18 protein-coding genes are annotated in these 17513 nt (G+C 62.7%); 15 read left to right on the top strand and 3 right to left on the bottom strand.

All coding sequences use genetic code 11. The features are described 5' to 3' along the window. The first annotated feature begins 70 nt into the window (after positions 1-70). Positions 71-889 (top strand): helix-turn-helix domain-containing protein, encoded by an 819-nt coding sequence (locus ACIPHN_RS24535; RefSeq protein WP_400441455.1) that lies wholly within the window; start codon positions 71-73, stop codon positions 887-889. Positions 890-907: 18 nt separating this feature from the next. On the opposite strand, the gene ACIPHN_RS24530 is transcribed toward ACIPHN_RS24535, so the two are convergent. Continuing rightward, positions 908-1537: a LysE family translocator gene (locus ACIPHN_RS24530; protein ID WP_400441452.1), complete on the bottom strand. Its 630-nt coding sequence runs from the start codon at positions 1535-1537 to the stop codon at positions 908-910. Positions 1538-1700: 163 nt separating this feature from the next. Between ACIPHN_RS24530 and ACIPHN_RS24525 the strand changes: the two genes are divergently transcribed. The 4 genes from ACIPHN_RS24525 (at position 1701) to ACIPHN_RS24510 (ending at position 4744) form a co-directional block, all read left to right on the top strand. Further along, positions 1701-2894, top strand: a complete 1194-nt coding sequence (locus tag ACIPHN_RS24525) for a M20 aminoacylase family protein (RefSeq protein WP_400441450.1) — start codon at positions 1701-1703, stop codon at positions 2892-2894. Between the two features lie 106 nt (positions 2895-3000). After that, positions 3001-3351, top strand: a complete 351-nt coding sequence (locus ACIPHN_RS24520; protein ID WP_400441447.1) for a DUF1304 domain-containing protein — start codon at positions 3001-3003, stop codon at positions 3349-3351. Between the two features lie 10 nt (positions 3352-3361). After that, the gene (locus ACIPHN_RS24515; protein ID WP_400441444.1) at positions 3362-3877 is read left to right on the top strand and encodes a DUF695 domain-containing protein; all 516 of its coding nucleotides are present in this window, start codon (positions 3362-3364) and stop codon (positions 3875-3877) included. Positions 3878-4024: 147 nt separating this feature from the next. Beyond that, positions 4025-4744 carry a DUF4088 family protein gene (locus ACIPHN_RS24510; protein ID WP_400441441.1) on the top strand — a complete coding sequence of 240 codons (720 nt, stop codon included), beginning with the start codon at positions 4025-4027 and terminating at the stop codon, positions 4742-4744. Between the two features lie 134 nt (positions 4745-4878). Here ACIPHN_RS24510 and ACIPHN_RS24505 read toward each other — a convergent pair whose 3' ends face one another. Next, entirely contained in the window at positions 4879-5652 is a 774-nt protein-coding gene (locus ACIPHN_RS24505; RefSeq protein ID WP_400441438.1) for a DUF3047 domain-containing protein, read from the bottom strand. A gap of 265 nt (positions 5653-5917) precedes the next feature. After that, positions 5918-6889 (bottom strand): LysR family transcriptional regulator, encoded by a 972-nt coding sequence (locus ACIPHN_RS24500; protein ID WP_400441435.1) that lies wholly within the window; start codon positions 6887-6889, stop codon positions 5918-5920. Positions 6890-7112: 223 nt separating this feature from the next. Between ACIPHN_RS24500 and araD1 the strand changes: the two genes are divergently transcribed. From araD1 to ACIPHN_RS24450, 10 genes are all read left to right on the top strand, one after another. Further along, a complete protein-coding gene (gene araD1 / locus ACIPHN_RS24495) occupies positions 7113-8108 on the top strand; it encodes an AraD1 family protein (protein WP_400441432.1) in 996 nt (331 codons plus the stop codon). A gap of 181 nt (positions 8109-8289) precedes the next feature. Continuing rightward, entirely contained in the window at positions 8290-8973 is a 684-nt protein-coding gene (locus ACIPHN_RS24490) for an amino acid ABC transporter permease (protein WP_400441429.1), read from the top strand. A 9-nt stretch (positions 8974-8982) separates the two neighbouring features. Beyond that, a complete protein-coding gene (locus tag ACIPHN_RS24485) occupies positions 8983-9633 on the top strand; it encodes an amino acid ABC transporter permease (protein ID WP_400441426.1) in 651 nt (216 codons plus the stop codon). Then, complete coding sequence (locus ACIPHN_RS24480) at positions 9617-10351, top strand: amino acid ABC transporter ATP-binding protein (protein ID WP_400441423.1); 735 nt, start codon at positions 9617-9619, stop codon at positions 10349-10351. Before ACIPHN_RS24485 ends, ACIPHN_RS24480 begins: the two co-directional genes overlap by 17 nt. Before the next feature lie 66 nt (positions 10352-10417). Then, positions 10418-11224: a transporter substrate-binding domain-containing protein gene (locus tag ACIPHN_RS24475; RefSeq protein ID WP_400441420.1), complete on the top strand. Its 807-nt coding sequence runs from the start codon at positions 10418-10420 to the stop codon at positions 11222-11224. A 118-nt stretch (positions 11225-11342) separates the two neighbouring features. Further along, positions 11343-12878, top strand: coding sequence for a UxaA family hydrolase (locus ACIPHN_RS24470; RefSeq protein WP_400441417.1), 1536 nt, complete (start codon positions 11343-11345; stop codon positions 12876-12878). Between the two features lie 197 nt (positions 12879-13075). Beyond that, positions 13076-14251 (top strand): fumarylacetoacetate hydrolase family protein, encoded by a 1176-nt coding sequence (locus ACIPHN_RS24465; RefSeq protein ID WP_400441414.1) that lies wholly within the window; start codon positions 13076-13078, stop codon positions 14249-14251. Between the two features lie 15 nt (positions 14252-14266). Further along, complete coding sequence (locus ACIPHN_RS24460; RefSeq protein ID WP_400441411.1) at positions 14267-15031, top strand: SDR family oxidoreductase; 765 nt, start codon at positions 14267-14269, stop codon at positions 15029-15031. Between the two features lie 197 nt (positions 15032-15228). Beyond that, positions 15229-16137, top strand: coding sequence for an SMP-30/gluconolactonase/LRE family protein (locus ACIPHN_RS24455; protein WP_400441409.1), 909 nt, complete (start codon positions 15229-15231; stop codon positions 16135-16137). A gap of 168 nt (positions 16138-16305) precedes the next feature. After that, complete coding sequence (locus tag ACIPHN_RS24450) at positions 16306-16860, top strand: acyloxyacyl hydrolase (protein WP_400441406.1); 555 nt, start codon at positions 16306-16308, stop codon at positions 16858-16860. Positions 16861-17513 lie beyond the last annotated feature (653 nt).

The following is a 17513-nucleotide window of genomic DNA, read 5'->3' as shown; positions in this document are numbered from 1 at the left end:
GTACGGATACTGCGAGGCAGATACTTTATCTTAAAATGCAGCATCACGATTGCCCGGCCGCCCCCTGACCATGACGCATCCTCAACCATCGCAGCAATTCTGGCGCCACCCCGAACTGCCCTTCCTGGAAGGACGACGCGCCACCGGCAGCCTGTCCTGCTATGCCCCGCACACCCATGCCGGTTTTTCCATCGGCATCGTCGATGCTGGCCAGAGCGTGTTCTCGCTGGCGGACCACAGCCAGGCCATCGCCCCCGGTGACGTGGTGCTGGTGCGCGCCGGTGACGTGCATTGCTGCAACCCGGCCGATCTGCAATGCTGGAGCTATCGCATGTTCCATATCGACCAGCCCTGGCTGGCCGCGCTGCTGGCCGAAACACCTGCCACCCGCGACCTGCTGGCCGGCATGCATTCACAGGTGTTGCACTCGGCCCAGGCAGTGCACCTGCTGGACCGGCTCACGCAGGCGCTGGAGCGGCCCGATGCCGACCTGCAGGCCGAGGTGCTGACCTGCCTGCACGAGATCATGCTGCTGTGTGCCGAGGCCTGCCTGCGCGATACGACTACCGGCATCGACAACGATGACGGCCTGCAACGCGCCCACCAGCACCTGCAACAGCATTGCCGCCAGCGCATCGCGCTCGATGAGCTGGCCACGGTCGCCGGCATGGGCCGTTACCAGCTGATCCGCCAGTTCCGCCGCCGCTATGGCCTGACGCCCCATGCGCTGCAACTGGACATGAAGATCAACCAGGCCCGTGCCCTGCTGCAGCAAGGCGCCAGCGCCGCCGATACCGCCTATGACACCGGCTTCGCCGACCAGAGCCATTTCCATCGCGCCTTCAAGTCACGCGTGGCCGTGACACCCTTGCAATACACGCGCCGCTGAAGGGCACGCGCCCCTGGCTCAGGCGGCACGCACCACCGCCAGCGCCGCCGCCGCGATCATCAATAGCAAACCCGCCGTGCGTTCGATGAGCGGCAAGGCTCTCCCCAGGGCGGCGACCACACGACGCTGCGAGATCGAACAGACCAGCGCCGCATCCCAGGCCAGCACCGCGCCGAACATCCAGATGCCATAGAAGAGCTTGCGCCCCGACCCGGTGTGCGCATCCACCATCAGCGTGAACAGGCCGAAGTAGAAGACCCCGTTCTTGGGATTGAGCACCGCCGACAGAAACCCCGCCACCATGCCGGCCCCGGCCCCGGCACGCGGCCCCGGATGCGCCTGTACACCCGGCAGGGCCGCCGGCGCCAGGCTGGCACGCATGAACATCCAGCCCAGCCATGCCAGATAGAGGCTGGCCAGCCATTGCATGCCCATCAGCAGCAGCGGGCTCTGCTGCAGGAGACTGAAGCCGGCCAGTGCCAGCACGATGTAGATGCCATTGGCCACGGCAATGCCCAGGCTGGCCCCCAGGCCATAGGCCCGCCCATGCCGCAAGCCCCCGCGCAGCAGCAACAGGAAATCGGGGCCGGGACTGGCCAGCGCCAGCAGGTGCGCCCCCGCCAGCAACAGGAATTCGGAAGAAAACATCGGTGTGCCTCGGCTCTGCATACGGGTCAATGAAGAGGCGCATGCTAGGTTGGCCGCAGAAGCCTGTATTGAACAAAATTGCGCGCTTCCTGCGATAAGTGCGGGCGCGGTAAGATAGCCGCTTGTCCCGAACCCGAACCCGAGCACTGCTCCACGCCGCCCCATGAAACTCATCGATCCCATCGTCCAGTTCCACGCCGAACTGCAACAGATCCGCCGCGACATCCACGCCCATCCCGAACTTGGCTACGAAGAGGTACGCACCTCCGACCTGGTGGCGCAGAAGCTGACCGAATGGGGTATCCCGGTGGTACGCGGCCTGGGCGTGACTGGCGTGGTGGGCATCATCAAGCAGGGCGACAGCCCGCGCGCCATCGGCCTGCGCGCCGACATGGATGCCCTGCCCATGCCCGAGCTCAATACCTTCGCCCACGCCTCCCGCCACGAGGGCAAGATGCACGCCTGCGGCCATGACGGCCACACCGCCATGCTGCTGGGCGCGGCGCACTACCTGTCGCAGCATCGCCAGTTCGACGGCACCGTCTATGTCATCTTCCAGCCGGCCGAGGAAGGTGGACGCGGCGCCGAGCGCATGATCCAGGATGGCCTCTTCGAGAAATACCCCATGGATGCCGTCTTCGGCATGCACAACTGGCCCGGCATCCCGGCCGGCCATTTCGGCGTCACGCCCGGCCCGCAGATGGCCTCCAGCAACGAGTTCCATGTCACCGTCAAGGGCCGTGGCTCGCACGCGGCGCAACCCCACAAGGCCATCGATGCGGTGATGACGGCGGTGCAGATCGCGCAATCGTGGCAGACCATCGTGGCGCGCAACGTCAATCCCAACGATCCGGCCGTGGTCTCCATCACCCAGATCCATACCGGCAGCGCCAACAATGTCCTGCCGGACGAAGCAACCATGATCGGTACCGTGCGCACCTTCAGCCTGCCCGTGCTGGACCTGGTCGAGCGCCGCATGCAGGAGATCGCCGAGCACACCGCCGCTGCCTTCGACGCCACCGTGGAATTCCGCTTCAAGCGCAACTATCCGCCGCTGATCAACCATGCCAGCGAAACCGCCTTTGCCGTGGAAGTGCTGACCGAACAGTTCGGCGCCGAGCGCGTCGATGCGCATACCGAGCCGACCATGGGCGCCGAGGATTTCGCCTTCATGCTGCAGCACAAGCCAGGCTGCTACGTATTCCTGGGCAATGGCGACGGCGGTCACCGCGACCACGGCCATGGACTGGGCCCTTGCAATCTGCACAACCCCAGTTATGACTTCAACGATGATCTGCTGCCCATCGGCGCGACCTACTGGGTGCGCCTGGCCGAGAAATTCCTGACAAGGCCCTGAAGTGCATTGGCGTGCCGGGCCAATTAGGGCATGATCCCGGAAGCACCGGCGCCAGGGGGCGCCGGTTTGCTTGCCAAGATAAAGAAAACGACAAGAGGGAGAATCCTTGCACACGCTCGCCACCGCCCTGCTGCTATTGATCGCCCTCGAACATGTCTGGATCCTGGTACTGGAAATGTTCCTGTGGACCCATCCCATCGGCCTGAAGACCTTCCGCCAGTCGCGTGAAGCGGCCCAAGCCAGCCGCGTGCTGGCGGCCAACCAGGGGCTCTACAACGGTTTCCTGGCCGCCGGCCTGTTCTGGAGCGTCGCCACCGGCGAACGCCCGGTGCAGTTCTTCTTCGTCATCTGCGTCCTGGTCGCCGGCCTCTACGGCGGCTTGACCGCCAAGCGCTCGATTCTCTACATCCAGGGCCTGCCGGCCTTGCTGGCGCTGCTGGCCTTGCTGGCCAGCTGAGCGAAGGCCCATGCGCACCCTGCTGCTGGCCCTGTTGCTGTTGCTATCCTGCGCAAGCCGGGCGCAAGAACAGGAGGCCGAATGGTGGAACTACGAAACCCTGCATGCCGACCACCCGGTGGTGGTCCGGGTCGACATGGGCTTGCGCCGCCAGTTTCCCATCTCCGGTTTTCCCTATGTGGTCGTCACCCGCCTGAGCTATGCCTCGGACCGCAGCGACGGCCTGCCCGCCCAGTCCGACCAGGATCGCCTGGATGCGATTGCCGATGCGGTGGCCGCGGCGATTGCGCACAAGACGCGCAGCATCCATGCCGGCAGCGCGAGTAGCCAGGGACAACAGGAAAGTTACGTCTATGTCATCGACCCGAACGGGCTGGAAGCGCTGGCGGCTTCCGTGGCCGGCAAATTGTGCAAGGAGTGCCAGGTCCGCGTAAAGGTCCGGGCCGATGCCGCCTGGGCGCTCTATCGCGACGAACTGCTCCCCGATGCGCAAACCCGCCAGCGCTATGGCTTGCGCGCCTACTAGGCGCAGTCCGTGACAGGCGGCAATAAAGTTTCCCGTACTGGAAACCGATAACAAGTTTCCAGGCAGCACTCATTGATAAGACCAACACGCGCCGGCCCATGAATTTGCCGGCATGACAACATCGGACCCGGTCCGAGGGGAAGCCTCATGAAACAAATCAAACTCATCCTCAAGGACGAGATCTACGACTCGCTGGAGCGTGACTACGTTAACTTCGTGCGTCTTTCGACCAAGATCGATTCCGGCTTCGTCAAACCCTCCTTCGACAACTACCTGTTGGCCAAGCTGTCGGAGAACACCAATTTCCTCACCGAGGAAGCCGTGCAGCATCTCATGCTCTCTGGCCAGTACGCCTGGGCCAGACGTGCCATGGACAAGGAATTCCCGGACGTGGTGCAGATCCTGATCGAGCAGGCCGCCAACTTCGGCTTCTGGATCGCGGTGCGCCATGACTGGAACACCGACGACCTGGTCAATGCCTCCCGGGCCTGGGCCTCGGCCATCATCAAGCAGGCCAAGGGCGATGAAACCCAGGTCGATATGCTGGCCTCGCAGATCAAGTCCTCGGCCACCAATATCGCCATCGTCCAGGAGCGTCTCAAGACCCCGGCCTCGCAGCTGGCGCATGCGCTGCTGCAGGAGCTGCGCGAGACCCAGATCGCCATCGAGCACGCCTCCGGCATGGTCGCGCGCGAGAAACTGGGCGCCCTGCGTACCCTGCTCAAGCTGGGCCGTGCCTATGGCAATGTGTCGGAAAAGGCCGAGCAGGAAATCATCGAGCGCCTCAAGAGGGAAAAGCCCTGGCTCTTCGAGGAAGGCCCCAAGGGCTTCTGGGGCCATGTAGCCACCTGGTGGCGCGGCGTCTGACGCGCCTGCCGGAACCAGCAGAACCACCTCAAGCAACAAGGCCCGCTGGCGCATGCCGGCGGGCCTTGTCTTTCCTGCATGGCTATTTTGTTAGTGCCTGGCTTGCAAGCATTAACTTTTCCACCAGGAAATAGTTATGGAGTCTCTCCGGGCTCGCGCATCAGGCGGATATCCCCATACCAGGCGTCCATCTTCTGCAGGGTGTTGTCGGTATCGGTCAGCACACCCACGCCGATGAGGCGCCCCGGCTTCTCGCCGAAGATGCGCTCGTAGTCCTCGGCGACATTGCGCTGGTAATGCTTCCATTGCCCCACGTTGGCCGGCCCGCTCTCGACCACCTGCATCTGGATGCGGCCGGTGCGGGTGTTGGCGATGACGGTTCCCACCGGGGCCTGGTTTTCCCACACATACATCAGGGTGGCATAGGGCAGTTCATGTCCAGTCAGCAACTTGGCGGTATCGAAGAGGATGGTATCCATCAGCGAGAGCTTGTCATGATCGCCATCGAAGGCCAGCACGATGCGCACCGGTGAATCCTCGGTTTCCCGGTAGCGCAGGTCGGCCGTGGGAATGAGTCCAGCCGCCTTCCAGCTCCAGCTCAGCCAGGGCTTCTTGTTGATGTCGATATCGACGGCGTGGCGCAGTCCGGAAGAAGCCTGGTCGGCCCGCGCATGCAGGACGGTGCGGCCATCCTGCTCGACCAGCTGGTATTCGGTGGGCTTCTTCTTGCGCGCAAACAGCAGCGGTTCCCAGCCACCTGGCAATCCGCCCGCCTGGTTGGTCGAGAACAAGGCCAACGCCTGGTCCAGCCGTGCCTGGCGCGCGAGCGCCTCGGGCGAAGGAGCCGCCTTCTGGGCGGCGCAACCGGCCAGCAGCAAGCCCGCAGCCAGGCAGACCGAGCTCAGCACGCTGCGCGCCAACGGCGACGTGATCGTCGCAGATACCTTGGAAGAAGCAGGAAATTGTGCAGCAGGGCGCGTGCTACCACGCGTGTAACGCAAATTCATGAAGACCGACCGGAAGAAATGCGGCCACCCCGACCGCAGACGAAGGCTAACAGGAAAAAGCGCCAGCCCGGCATCCGGAAAATCCCTAGTCGGTAAAAAAACTTAAAGAGGGCATGCAATCTTCCTGAGAACCGTTCGGGCTGAGTGGGGCCGATGATACCGATGGTCAATTTTGCTGGCGCAGGATCTGGATGAACATCTTGGCCAGCGACGACAGGGTGGTGTTCTTGCGGGTCACGATGCCATAGTGCTCGATACGGGTCTTCAGGTTCACCGGCAGGATGCCCAGCATCTGCTTGGCCGCGAAGAAGTGGGCGATATCCAGCGGCATCACCGCCACCATGTTCGATTGCGCCAGCAGGGTGATGGTGACGAAGGGCGAGGCCGTCTCGATCACATGACCCGGCACCTTCACGCCTTCCAGCTTGAACTCGTGCTCGATCCAGATGCGCATGGGCATGTTGCTGGAATACAGGATCCAGGACGCATCGGCCAGCTCCTGCAGGCGCACCTTCTGGGCCGTGGCCAGCGGATGGTCGATGCCGCTGACGATACACATGGGCTCGCCACGCAGCATCTCGTAATGGTAGAGGTTAGGCTGGGAGCTGACCGACGAGCGTCCTATCATCAGATCGATACGCCCCTGGTCCAGCAGCAGCAGCTGGCGCGCGCTGGTGTCTTCGCTGATCTCGATGGAGACCTCGGGCTGGATCTCGCGCAGGCGCGACAGGGCGCGCGTGACGAAGGGGGCCGCGCCCATGATGGTGCCGATGGAGAGACGCCCGCCACGCCCGCTGATCATGTTCTGCAGCTCGTCGCGCAGGTTGGCCACATCGCTCTGGATCAGGCGCGCATAGCGGATCACGCACCGTCCCAGCTCGGTGGCCTCGATCCCGCGCGGGGAGCGGTCGAACAGGGTCACGCCCAGGGCATCTTCCATTTCATGCAAGGCCTTGGTGGCAGCCGGCTGGGTCATGTGCATGACCTCGGCCGCCTTGTGCAGCGATCCCTGTTCGTCGAGCGCCGTCAGCAGGGCGACCTGGCGAAAGCGCAGGCGGCTGACGATGGAACCCACCGAGGGCAGTTCCGCGCCCCCGGTCAGTTGGTTATCACCCGATGAATTAAGCTCATTAGACATCGCTACCCTTGCCTCTTATAGTCGGTCCGGAAAAACCACAATGCTAGCGCATCTATTGGCCCGCCAAGTCGATGCGTGAAAAAAGCTCAGGAGACAGCGCCACCAGCAGCCAGCGGCACCAGGCATTTTCCTGCCAGGTGCGAATGATCGCCGGTCGCCGGCCTGCTCCTGCAAGCTGACCCGCACTGAGCTGCGCTGGCATGGCGGCAGACAAGGAGACCCGGTGAGGCTGATTCAATACAGGGATGACAGTGGCGCACGCCATGTCGGCATCGTCAACGGCACCAGCGTACAGAGGCTGGCGCAGGTGACGAGCATGCGCGAACTGGCGCTGCTGGCCCTGCGCAATGGCAGCGGCCTGGAACGCCAGGCCCAGTTGCTCAATACCGGTACCGGCGAAGACTACGCCGCCATCCTGGCCGATGAACGCATCCTGGCACCGCTGGACCATGAAGACGCAGCCCATTGCCTGGTCTCCGGCGCGGGCATCACCCATCTGGGCAGCGCCTCCACCCGCGACAAGATGCACCGCCGCCTCGACAGCGACGAGATGGACAAGACCGATACCCAGGTCATGCTGGAATGGGGCATCGCCGAGGGTCGCCCCGCCAGCGGTCAGGCGGGCGTGCAGCCGGAATGGTTCTACAAGGGCGATGGCAGCGTCATCGTCGCCCCCGGCCAGCCCCTGCCCTGCCCCGATTTCGCCCTCGACGGTGGTGAGGAACCGGAGATCGTCGGCCTGTATGTGATCGATGACGAAGGCTGCCCGCGCCGCCTCGGTTTCGCCATCGGCAACGAGTTCTCCGACCATGTGATGGAGCGCCGCAACTACCTGTACCAGGGGCATTCCAAGCTGCGCCATTGTTCCTTCGGCCCGGAGCTGCTGGTGGGCATGCCGCCGGCCCACCTGGTGGGCATGACGCGCATCCGCCGCAATGGCCGCGTGATCTGGGAGCAGGAATTCCTCACCGGCCAGGACAACATGTGCCACGCCATCGAGAACCTGGAGTACCACCATTTCAAGTACGCGCAGTTCCTGCGACCGGGTGATGTGCATGCGCATTTCATGGGCGCGGCCAACCTGTCCTTCGCCTACAGCGTGCGCACCCAGCCGGGCGACAGCTTCGAGATCAGCATCCCCGATTTCGGCGCGCCGCTGGTCAACGGCATCGCCAGCGCGGCCAGCGCATTCCGGCCGGGCGGCGTGAAGCCACTGTAGCGACTGCCAACATCGCGCATCAAGGATTCATCAACCAGGCCCGCAAGCAATCCAGAAGAGGCCACCTCAGGAAAACCACAAAGGAGACCAGCATGACCACACCCGCATCATCCCGGAGCGCCACGGCAGCGCAACAACGCCACCCCGCCTAGCCCTTCCCCGTCGCTCTACCGGAGTCTCAATGAACTACACATTCGATTTCATGAGCGTGTTCGCCAACTGGGATCGCCTGCTCATGGGCGCCTGGCTGACGGTACAGCTCTCGGCACTGTCCATCGTGCTGGGTTTCGTGCTGGGCACGCTGTGCGCCATCGCCTACAAGAGCCAGCACTGGCTGGTGCATGGACTGGTCAAGGCCTATGTCGAGATCATCCGCAACACGCCGCTGCTGGTGCAGGTGTTCCTGGTGTTCTTCGGCCTGGCCAGCATCGGCTGGAAGCTCAGCGCCGAAACCGCGGCCGTCATCGCCCTCACCGTCAACGTCGGTGCCTACACCGCCGAGATCATGCGCGCCGGCATCAACTCCATCCACCCCGGCCAGATCGAGGCGGCCGAGTGCCTGGGCATGTCGCGCTTCCATGTCTACTGGCATGTGGTCTTGCTGCCGGCGGTGGAACGCGTCTATCCCTCGCTGACCAGCCAGTTCATCCTGCTCATGCTGGCCTCCAGCATCACCTCGCAGATCTCGGCCGAGGAACTGACCGCCACCGCCAACCTGGTGCAGTCGGAGACCTTCCGCAGCTTCGAGGTCTATGCGGTCATCGCGGTGGCTTACCTGGCGCTGTCCTTCCTGTTCCGTGGCGCGTTCTGGCTGGTCAGCCAGATGGCCTTCGTGCGCAAGCGCAAGCTTGGCACCAACCTGTGAGGAGCAGCGATGAATTCATTTAGTTTCCTGCACGTCGAGTACCTGCTGCAGGCCGCCGTCTGGACCGTGGTGCTCTCGCTGGTGGCCTTCGTCTTCGGTGGCGTGGCCGGCTTCGTGATCGCGCTGTGGCGCGTCTCGCCCAGTCGCCTGCTGCGCAATATCGCCAGCGGCTATATCCAGGTGGTGCAGGGCATCCCGTTGCTGGTGATCCTGTTCGTGTCCTACTTCGGGCTGGCCATCGCCGGCTTCAAGCTGACACCGCTGGTGGCGGCCGGGATTTCCTTTGCGATCTACTGCGCCGCGTTCCTGGGCGAGATCTGGCGCGGCTGCATCCAGGCGGTGCCCAAGACCCAATGGGAAGCCTCGGAGTGCCTGGGCTTCAACCGCTTCGAGCAATTGACCAAGGTGATCCTGCCGCAAGCCATCAAGATCGCCACGCCGCCGACCGTGGGCTTCATGGTGCAGATCGTCAAGAACACCTCGCTGGCCTCGGTGATCGGTTTCGTCGATCTCTCGCGTGCCGGCCAGATCATCAACAACTCCACCTTCCAGCCGTTCACCGTCTTCGGTTGCGTGGCGCTCATCTATTTTTGCCTGTGCTTCCCGCTGTCGGCGCTGTCCAAGCACTTTGAAAGGAAACTGAATGTCAGCAATCGTTAAGATCAAGGATCTGCACAAGAGCTTCGGCACCAACAAGGTCTTGAACGGCGTCTCGCTGGATGTGCAGAAGGGCCAGATGGTGGCCATCATCGGTCGCAGCGGCTCGGGCAAGAGCACGCTCCTGCGCTGCCTCAACGGCCTGGAAAAAGTGGATGCCGGCGACATCAAGGTCTGCGGTCACGACATCCATCATCCCGACAAGCTGAACCTGCGCGAACTGCGCAAGCAGGTCGGTATCGTCTTCCAGAGCTACAACCTGTTCCCGCACCTGACGGTGGAGCGCAACATCACCCTGGCACTGACCACCATCAAGAAGATGTCGGTCGATGAAGCCAGGAAGATCGCCCACAAGGTCCTGCAACTGGTGGGGCTGGAGAACAAGAAGGACGCCTACCCCGAGCAGCTCTCCGGCGGCCAGGCGCAGCGCGTGGCGATTGCCCGCTCGCTGGCGATGGCACCGGAACTGATGCTCTTCGACGAAGTGACCTCGGCGCTGGACCCCGAACTGACCGCCGAAGTGCTCAAGGTCATGGAAGACCTGGCACGCGAGGGCATGACCATGGTCCTGGTCACCCACGAGATGGCCTTTGCCCGCAAGCTGGCCGATGTGCTGGTGTTCATGCACCAGGGCCAGGTGTGGGAGATCGGACCACCGGACGAACTCTTCAGCAATCCCAAGACGGCCGAACTGCAGAAGTTCGTGTCCAGCGATCTCTAAGTTTTACGCAGGCAGGGATTTAGTTTTTACCAGGCAGTTTTTAAATAAACCACTCAGGAGACACCCATGAAGAATCTGCTCAATTTCACCCGCAAGGCAGCCGCCGTCGTGCTGGGCCTGGCCTGCTTCGCACAGGTCGCGCACGCTGACGCACTGGCCGACATCAAGGCACGCAAGAAGGTGCTGATCGCCATCGACCTCGGCGCGCCTCCCTTCGGCATGACCAGCGCCAAGCTGGAGCCGCAGGGCTCCGACGTCGAGACCGCGCGCCTGCTGGCCAAGGACATGGGCGTGGAGCTGGAGATCGTGCAGGTCACCGGCCCCAACCGCATCCCCTTCCTGATGACCGGCAAGGCTGACATGGTCATCGCCTCCTTCTCGATCACCCCGGAACGCCAGAAGGTGGTGGCCTTCTCGCAACCCTACGGTGCCTCGCAATTCGTGGTGGCCGCGCCCAAGGGCGAGAACATCAAGGCCTTGAATGACCTGGTCGGCAAGCGCGTGGCCGTGGTCCGCGGCAACATGCAGGATTCGCTGCTCACGCCGCTGGCCCCCAAGGGCGCCACCATCGTGCGCTTCGACGACGATGCCACGGTGACGGCGGCCATCATCTCCGGCCAGGTCGATGCATTGTGCACGCCCAACTCGCTGGCCTCGGCCATCGCCAAGCAGAACCCGTCCAAGAACCTGGAAACCAAGTTCGCCATCAAGGACATCCCCTACGCCATCGGCCTGCGCAAGGGTGAGCCGGCACTGGAAAAGTGGCTCAACGACTGGATTTCCACCAACCTGAAGAATGGCAAGCTGTCCGGCATCTACCAGCAATGGGTGGGCAGCCCCATGCCTGACCTGTCGCAGTTCGCGGCCAAGTAAGTAATTGATGTTCAAGCAACCGTAACAACCCGGCATGCCCCGCGCCACACGCGCAGGGCATGCGCCCGCCGCGATTGCGGCCAGCCTGCACCACTCCACGATTCTCAACGAGATCATCATGAAAGCTATCTCTCCCGTCATCCGATTGAATCCCGTCGATGATGTCGTCATTGCCCGCCAGCAGCTCATCTCCGGCACGGTGCTGGAAGAGGAAGGCGGCCTGAAGGTTCAAGGCCTCATTCCCGCCGGTCACAAGATGGCCACCCGCGCCATCGCCGTGGGCGAGCCGGTCAAGCGCTATGGCCAGATCATCGGCACGGCCAGCCAGGCGATCGCGCCCGGCCAGCATGTGCACACCCATAACCTGGCCATGGCCGAATTCTCGCGCGAGCACCACTTCGGTGCCGACGTGAAGCCGGTGGACTTCGTGGCCGAACCGGCCACCTTCATGGGCATCGTGCGTCCGGATGGTCGCGTGGCCACGCGCAACTACATCGGCGTGCTGACCTCGGTGAACTGCTCGGCCACGGCCGCGCGCGCCATCGCCGACCACTTCCGCCGCGACATCCATCCCGAAGCGCTGGCCGACTATCCCAACATCGATGGCGTGGTCGCACTGACCCACGGCCTCGGTTGCGCGGTCGACTCGCTGGGCGAGCCGCTGCAGATCCTGCGCCGCACCCTGGCCGGCTACGCCAAGCATCCCAACTTCGCCGCCGTGCTGGTGGTGGGCCTGGGCTGCGAGACCAACCAGATCTCCGGTCTGATGGAAAGCCACAATCTCAAGGAAGGCGAATACTTCCACACCTTCACCATCCAGAGCACCGGCGGCACCGCCAAGACGGTGGCGCTGGGGATCGAGAAGATCAAGAAGATGCTGCCCAAGGCCAACGACATCAAGCGCGAGCCGGTCTTGGCCAAGCACCTGACACTAGGCCTGCAATGCGGCGGCTCGGACGGCTACTCGGGCATCACGGCCAACCCGGCACTGGGTGCGGCGGTGGACCTGTTGGTGAAACATGGCGGTACCGCGATCCTGTCGGAAACCCCGGAAATCTATGGTGCCGAGCACCTGCTGACGCGTCGCGCGGTCTCGCCGGAAGTGGGCGAGAAGCTGCTGGCCCGCATCGCCTGGTGGGAGGAGTACTGCGCCAAGAACGATGCCGAGATGAACAACAACCCCTCGGCCGGCAACAAGGCCGGCGGCCTGACCACCATCCTGGAGAAATCGCTGGGTGCGGTGGCCAAGGGCGGCACCACCAATCTGGTGGACGTCTACAAGTATGCCGAGACGGTCACGGCGCGCGGCTTCGTCTTCATGGATACCCCGGGCTATGACCCGATCTCGGCCACCGGCCAGGTCGCCGGTGGTGCCAACATGATCTGCTTCACCACCGGTCGTGGTTCGGCCTATGGCTGCGCACCGGCGCCGTCGCTGAAGCTGGCGACCAATACGGCGCTGTGGCAACGCCAGGAAGAAGACATGGACATCAACTGCGGCGAAATCGCCGATGGCAATGTGAGCCCGCAGGAGATCGGCCAGCGCTTCTTCCAGATGATCCTCGATACCGCGTCGGGCAAGAAGACCAAGAGCGAGCTGCACGGCTATGGCCAGGATGAGTTCGTGCCCTGGCATATCGGCGTCTATACCTGATCGGCTGTTCTTTCGTTCTTTCGCATCGTCCCGGCTTGCCGGGCGATGCGGACGATCCTCCGGCCAAGCATCCTTGCCCCTCCCCGATCGAGGGTGCTTCGCCCGCGGTGATGTCCGTCCCCCTCTTTGCAGTTTTTATCTATTGGCCCGCTTCCCGAGTCGTCCGGGCCAGCCTTCAACAACAAGGATCCAATAACATGGCACACACCTATACGCTCCAGGCGCACCTGCCTGAAGACCATGCCCAAGCCACCCTGATCGGCCGCGTATGGCAACCGGGCGTCGGCCCGGTGCTGGTGAAGATCGACGCCGACGGCGCCTATGACCTGACCCTGATCGCCGCCACCTCCAGCCAACTGCTGGAGCTGGACAACCCGGCCGCCGCCGTACGCGCGGCCACCAACATGACCCGCGTGGCCACGCTGCAGGAGCTGCTCGACAATGCCGATGCCAGCCGTCGCGACACCTCGCGCCCCTGGCTGCTGGCGCCCATCGACCTGCAGGCCGTCAAGGCCAGCGGCGTGACCTTCGTGGCCAGCATGCTGGAGCGCGTGATAGAGGAACAGGCCCGTGGCGATGCCGGCAAAGCCGAATCGGTGCGTGGCGCCATCACGGCAGTCATCGGCGACAACCTCTCCAGCGTGGTACCGGGTTCGCCCGGAGCAGCGCGCCTGAAGGAAGTGCTGCTGGAACAGGGCGTCTGGTCGCAATATCTGGAAGTGGGCATCGGCCCCGATGCCGAGATCTTTACCAAGGCCCAGCCGATGTCGTCGGTGGGCCTGGGCGACGAAGTGGGCATCCATCCCAAGTCGGCCTGGAACAATCCCGAACCCGAGATCGTGCTGGCCATCAACAGCCGTGGCAAGGTGGTCGGCGCCACCCTGGGCAACGACGTCAACCTGCGCGACTTCGAGGGCCGCAGCGCCCTGTTGCTGGGCAAGGCCAAGGACAACAACGCCTCCTGCGCGGTCGGGCCTTTTATTCGCCTGTTCGACGCAAACTTTTCAATTGACGATGTACGCCGCGCCGAACTTACAATGCGGGTCGATGGTACCGAAGGCTTCACGCTCAAGGGCAGCAGCTCGATGTCCATGATCAGCCGCGATCCGCTGCAACTGGTGGAACATGCGATCGGTCCCAACCACCAGTATCCGGATGGTCTGGTCCTGTTCCTGGGCACCATGTTCGCACCGACCCAGGACCGTTTCGGTCCCGGTCAGGGCTTCACGCACCAGGTGGCCGACGTTGTCACGATCGCCACCGGCAAGCTGGGCGCGCTGGTCAACACGGTCAACTTCAGCGACAAGACGGCGCCATGGACCTTCGGCCTGACTGCCCTGTTCAAGAACCTGGCCCAACGCAAACTCATCTAACGCAAAGGAACAAGCATGTCCGCATCCACTGGCCGCCTCGCCGGCAAGACCGTACTGATCACCGCTGCCGCGCAAGGCATCGGCCGCGCCTCGACCGAGCTGTTCGCCCGCGAAGGTGCACGCGTCATCGCCACCGACATCAGCAAGCAGCACCTGGAGGCGCTGGCAGGTATCGCCGGCGTGGAAACCCGCCTGCTGGACGTCACCGATGACGCCGCCATCAAGGCACTGGTGGCCGACGTTGGCACCATCGACGTCCTCTTCAACTGCGCCGGCTATGTCGCCGCAGGCAATATCCTGGAGTGCGATGACAAGGCCTGGGACTTCTCCTTCAACCTCAATGCCAAGGCCATGTTCCACACCATCCGTGCGGTGCTGCCGGGCATGCTGGCCAGGAAGTCGGGCTCCATCGTCAATATCGCCTCGGCCGCATCGAGCGTGAAGGGCGTGGCCAACCGCTTCGCCTATGGTGCGTCCAAGGCTGCCGTGGTGGGCCTGACCAAATCGGTGGCAGCGGACTTCGTGTCGCAAGGCGTGCGTTGCAACGCGATCTGCCCGGGAACCATCGAATCGCCGTCGCTGAACCAGCGTATCAGCACCCAGGCCAAGGAAAGCGGCAAGAGCGAAGATGAGGTGCGCGCCGCCTTCGTGGCACGCCAGCCAATGGGACGTATCGGCAAGGCCGAGGAAGTGGCGGCACTGGCGCTGTACCTGGCATCGGACGAGTCCAACTTCACGACCGGTTCGGTGCACATGATCGACGGTGGTTGGTCTAACTGAGGTCGATAGCGGGGCTTAGTCGGGTGAGACGGTTTTGTTAGTCTTGCCCTGAGCACCTCGCAGCCACACGAAAACGGCATGCCTGGCGCATGCCGTTTTTTCTTGGGCGCGGGCTGGGGTCTCCCGGCGTCCTGTTCAGGTTTATCAATCGATATCATCGGCGCATAATGAGCGCTTTGTTCCTATAGGCAATGCTCATGTCCGCCCCCTCCTCCGCCTTCGACGCCGTTACATCTGCCTTCGCCGACCCGATGCTGCTGGGGGAGTCGCCCCTGTGGCATGCCGAGGAAGGCGCACTGTACTGGATCGACATCCCCGGCCGAGCCGTGCACCGGCTGCACCTGGATAGCCAGCAGCATCAGCGCTGGGACATGCCGGAAGAGCCGGGCAGCATCGTCAAGCATGCTCAGGGCGGACTGGTAGTGGCCTTGCGCACCGGCATGTTCCATCTCCACACGGGTACCGGCGCGCTGAGTCCCATGCTGGAGGCGCCCTATGACACCGCCCGTATCCGCTTCAACGATGGCCGCTGCGATGCGGCGGGCCGTTTCTGGTGCGGCACCATCTATGAGCCGCGTGATCGCGAAGCTGGCACGCTGTATTGCTTCGAGCGCAATGTGCTGCGCGACGCGCATCACCCGGTGACCACCTCCAACGGTGTGGCATTCAGCCCGGATCAGCGCTTGATGTATCACTCCAATACGCCCGCGCATCGGATCAACGTCTATGACTACGACCTGGCCACGGGGCAGACCAGCAATTGCCGCTTGCTGCGCCAGTTCGACAGCGACAAGAGCGCGCCTGACTATGGCGGTCGCCCGGATGGTGCCGCGGTGGACAGCGAAGGTGCGTACTGGTGTGCGATGTTCGAGGGAGGACGGGTGCTGCGGCTGTCGCCAGAAGGCGAGATCCTGCAGGAAATCCGCCTGCCGGCGCGTTGCCCGACCATGGTGGCCTTCGGCGGCGCGGACCTGCGCACGCTCTATATCACGACCGGACGCAACGGACGCAGCGACGCTGAGCTGGCGCAATATCCGCTGTCTGGTCATGTACTGGCAGTGCGAGTGGACGTCGCTGGTCGCCTCGAATACAGCTATCGCCCCTGACGTGGCGCGGTGTTGACCCGCCGACTGTGGCGTCGGCGCCAAAAACAGACACGCGAGTATGCAAATGTGATGATTATGAGAGAATAACGCGGCATCGCGGACAGCAAGATCCGCGCGGAATCCTGCAGAAAGAGCCTTCAAAACTATTTACGCGTTGAAAGACAATCCATGACTAAATTGAAGAACCTGGTCGCCAAGATCGCATTCGCTGGCGTTGCCGCCATCGCCATCCAGTCCCCGAGCTATGCCATCGATGGCATGTCGCTGGAATACGGTACCGGCAACAACACCCAGCTGGCCCGTGTCGGCGCTCAGTTCAACTGGGGTCCGAACTGGAATTTCTGGCAGTCCAACGGCACTCACATTGGTGGCTACTGGGATCTGTCGCTGGCCGACTGGCAGATGAATCACTACAACAACACCAATAGCAGCGGCAACCTGATCGACCTGGGCCTGACCCCGGTGCTGCGCTTCCAGCGCGATGATGGCAAGGGCTTCTATGGCGAAGCCGGTATCGGTGTCCACCTGTTCTCCAAGCTCTATCGCAACAACGACAAGGTACTGTCGACCGCCTTCCAGTTCGGTGACCACATCGGTGCCGGCTATGTGTTCAGCAATGGCCTGGACCTGGGCATCCGCCTGCAGCACTTCTCCAATGGCGGTATCAAGGAACCCAATGGCGGCGTGAACTTCGCCGTGGCGCGTGTGGCTTACAAGTTCTAAGCCCGTGCGTAACAGCCCGCTGATCGCGTGGCTGGCATGAAATGAAAAAGCCGGCGTAGCCGGCTTTTTTGTTGTCTGCCATTTTGTTGCCTACCTTTTTCAGGCATACATCGGAGGCGATCGACCTGCAGCGCTTGAATAGTTAGTTTTTTTGCCTGTGTATAAAAATAACTTTTCTATGCTGTGCGGGAAACGTTGTGCATAAGATTAGTCCTGCACGGTCCTGGATGTCGATTTCATCGTCAGTCGAGGGCTATCAGGTCCTGAATTTGTTAGACCTTGTGCATAACAACGATATCAACTGCGCCTGCCCTGCTTTGCAGCCTGTGTATAAAACCAAGGAAACAGGTAGGCAGGTCATGATCTCTGGTCAGTCAGATAGTAGACAGACGACAGCATCAAGGCTGGCCGGATTGATGGAAACTGCAGAAGTAGATTTACCGATTTAGTTATTTCCGGGAGGCGATGGAGCCGGCTCTCCAGACACACGTAAGCGCATCAAAATCGGCGCCCCAAAGCAAAAACCCTCGCTACTTACGTAACGAGGGTTCTTGGGAGTAACAAGCCTGACGATGACCTACTTTCACACTGGTTGCAGCACTATCATCGGCGCGAAGTCGTTTCACGGTCCTGTTCGGGATGGGAAGGGGTGG

It is taken from the genome of Herbaspirillum sp. NPDC087042 (genome assembly GCF_044745245.1).
Lineage (GTDB): Bacteria > Pseudomonadota > Gammaproteobacteria > Burkholderiales > Burkholderiaceae_D > Herbaspirillum.
This window is presented reverse-complemented; position numbering and strand designations above follow the sequence as displayed.

Coding starts and splice junctions, on each gene's coding strand:
- ACIPHN_RS24535 (WP_400441455.1), top strand. CDS start 71: ATGACGCATCCTCAACCATCGCAGCAATTCTGGCGCCACCCCGAACTG.
- ACIPHN_RS24530 (WP_400441452.1), bottom strand. CDS start 1,537: ATGTTTTCTTCCGAATTCCTGTTGCTGGCGGGGGCGCACCTGCTGGCG.
- ACIPHN_RS24525 (WP_400441450.1), top strand. CDS start 1,701: ATGAAACTCATCGATCCCATCGTCCAGTTCCACGCCGAACTGCAACAG.
- ACIPHN_RS24515 (WP_400441444.1), top strand. CDS start 3,362: ATGCGCACCCTGCTGCTGGCCCTGTTGCTGTTGCTATCCTGCGCAAGC.
- ACIPHN_RS24510 (WP_400441441.1), top strand. CDS start 4,025: ATGAAACAAATCAAACTCATCCTCAAGGACGAGATCTACGACTCGCTG.
- ACIPHN_RS24500 (WP_400441435.1), bottom strand. CDS start 6,889: ATGTCTAATGAGCTTAATTCATCGGGTGATAACCAACTGACCGGGGGC.
- ACIPHN_RS24490 (WP_400441429.1), top strand. CDS start 8,290: ATGAACTACACATTCGATTTCATGAGCGTGTTCGCCAACTGGGATCGC.
- ACIPHN_RS24485 (WP_400441426.1), top strand. CDS start 8,983: ATGAATTCATTTAGTTTCCTGCACGTCGAGTACCTGCTGCAGGCCGCC.
- ACIPHN_RS24480 (WP_400441423.1), top strand. CDS start 9,617: ATGTCAGCAATCGTTAAGATCAAGGATCTGCACAAGAGCTTCGGCACC.
- ACIPHN_RS24475 (WP_400441420.1), top strand. CDS start 10,418: ATGAAGAATCTGCTCAATTTCACCCGCAAGGCAGCCGCCGTCGTGCTG.
- ACIPHN_RS24470 (WP_400441417.1), top strand. CDS start 11,343: ATGAAAGCTATCTCTCCCGTCATCCGATTGAATCCCGTCGATGATGTC.
- ACIPHN_RS24465 (WP_400441414.1), top strand. CDS start 13,076: ATGGCACACACCTATACGCTCCAGGCGCACCTGCCTGAAGACCATGCC.
- ACIPHN_RS24460 (WP_400441411.1), top strand. CDS start 14,267: ATGTCCGCATCCACTGGCCGCCTCGCCGGCAAGACCGTACTGATCACC.
- ACIPHN_RS24455 (WP_400441409.1), top strand. CDS start 15,229: ATGTCCGCCCCCTCCTCCGCCTTCGACGCCGTTACATCTGCCTTCGCC.
- ACIPHN_RS24450 (WP_400441406.1), top strand. CDS start 16,306: ATGACTAAATTGAAGAACCTGGTCGCCAAGATCGCATTCGCTGGCGTT.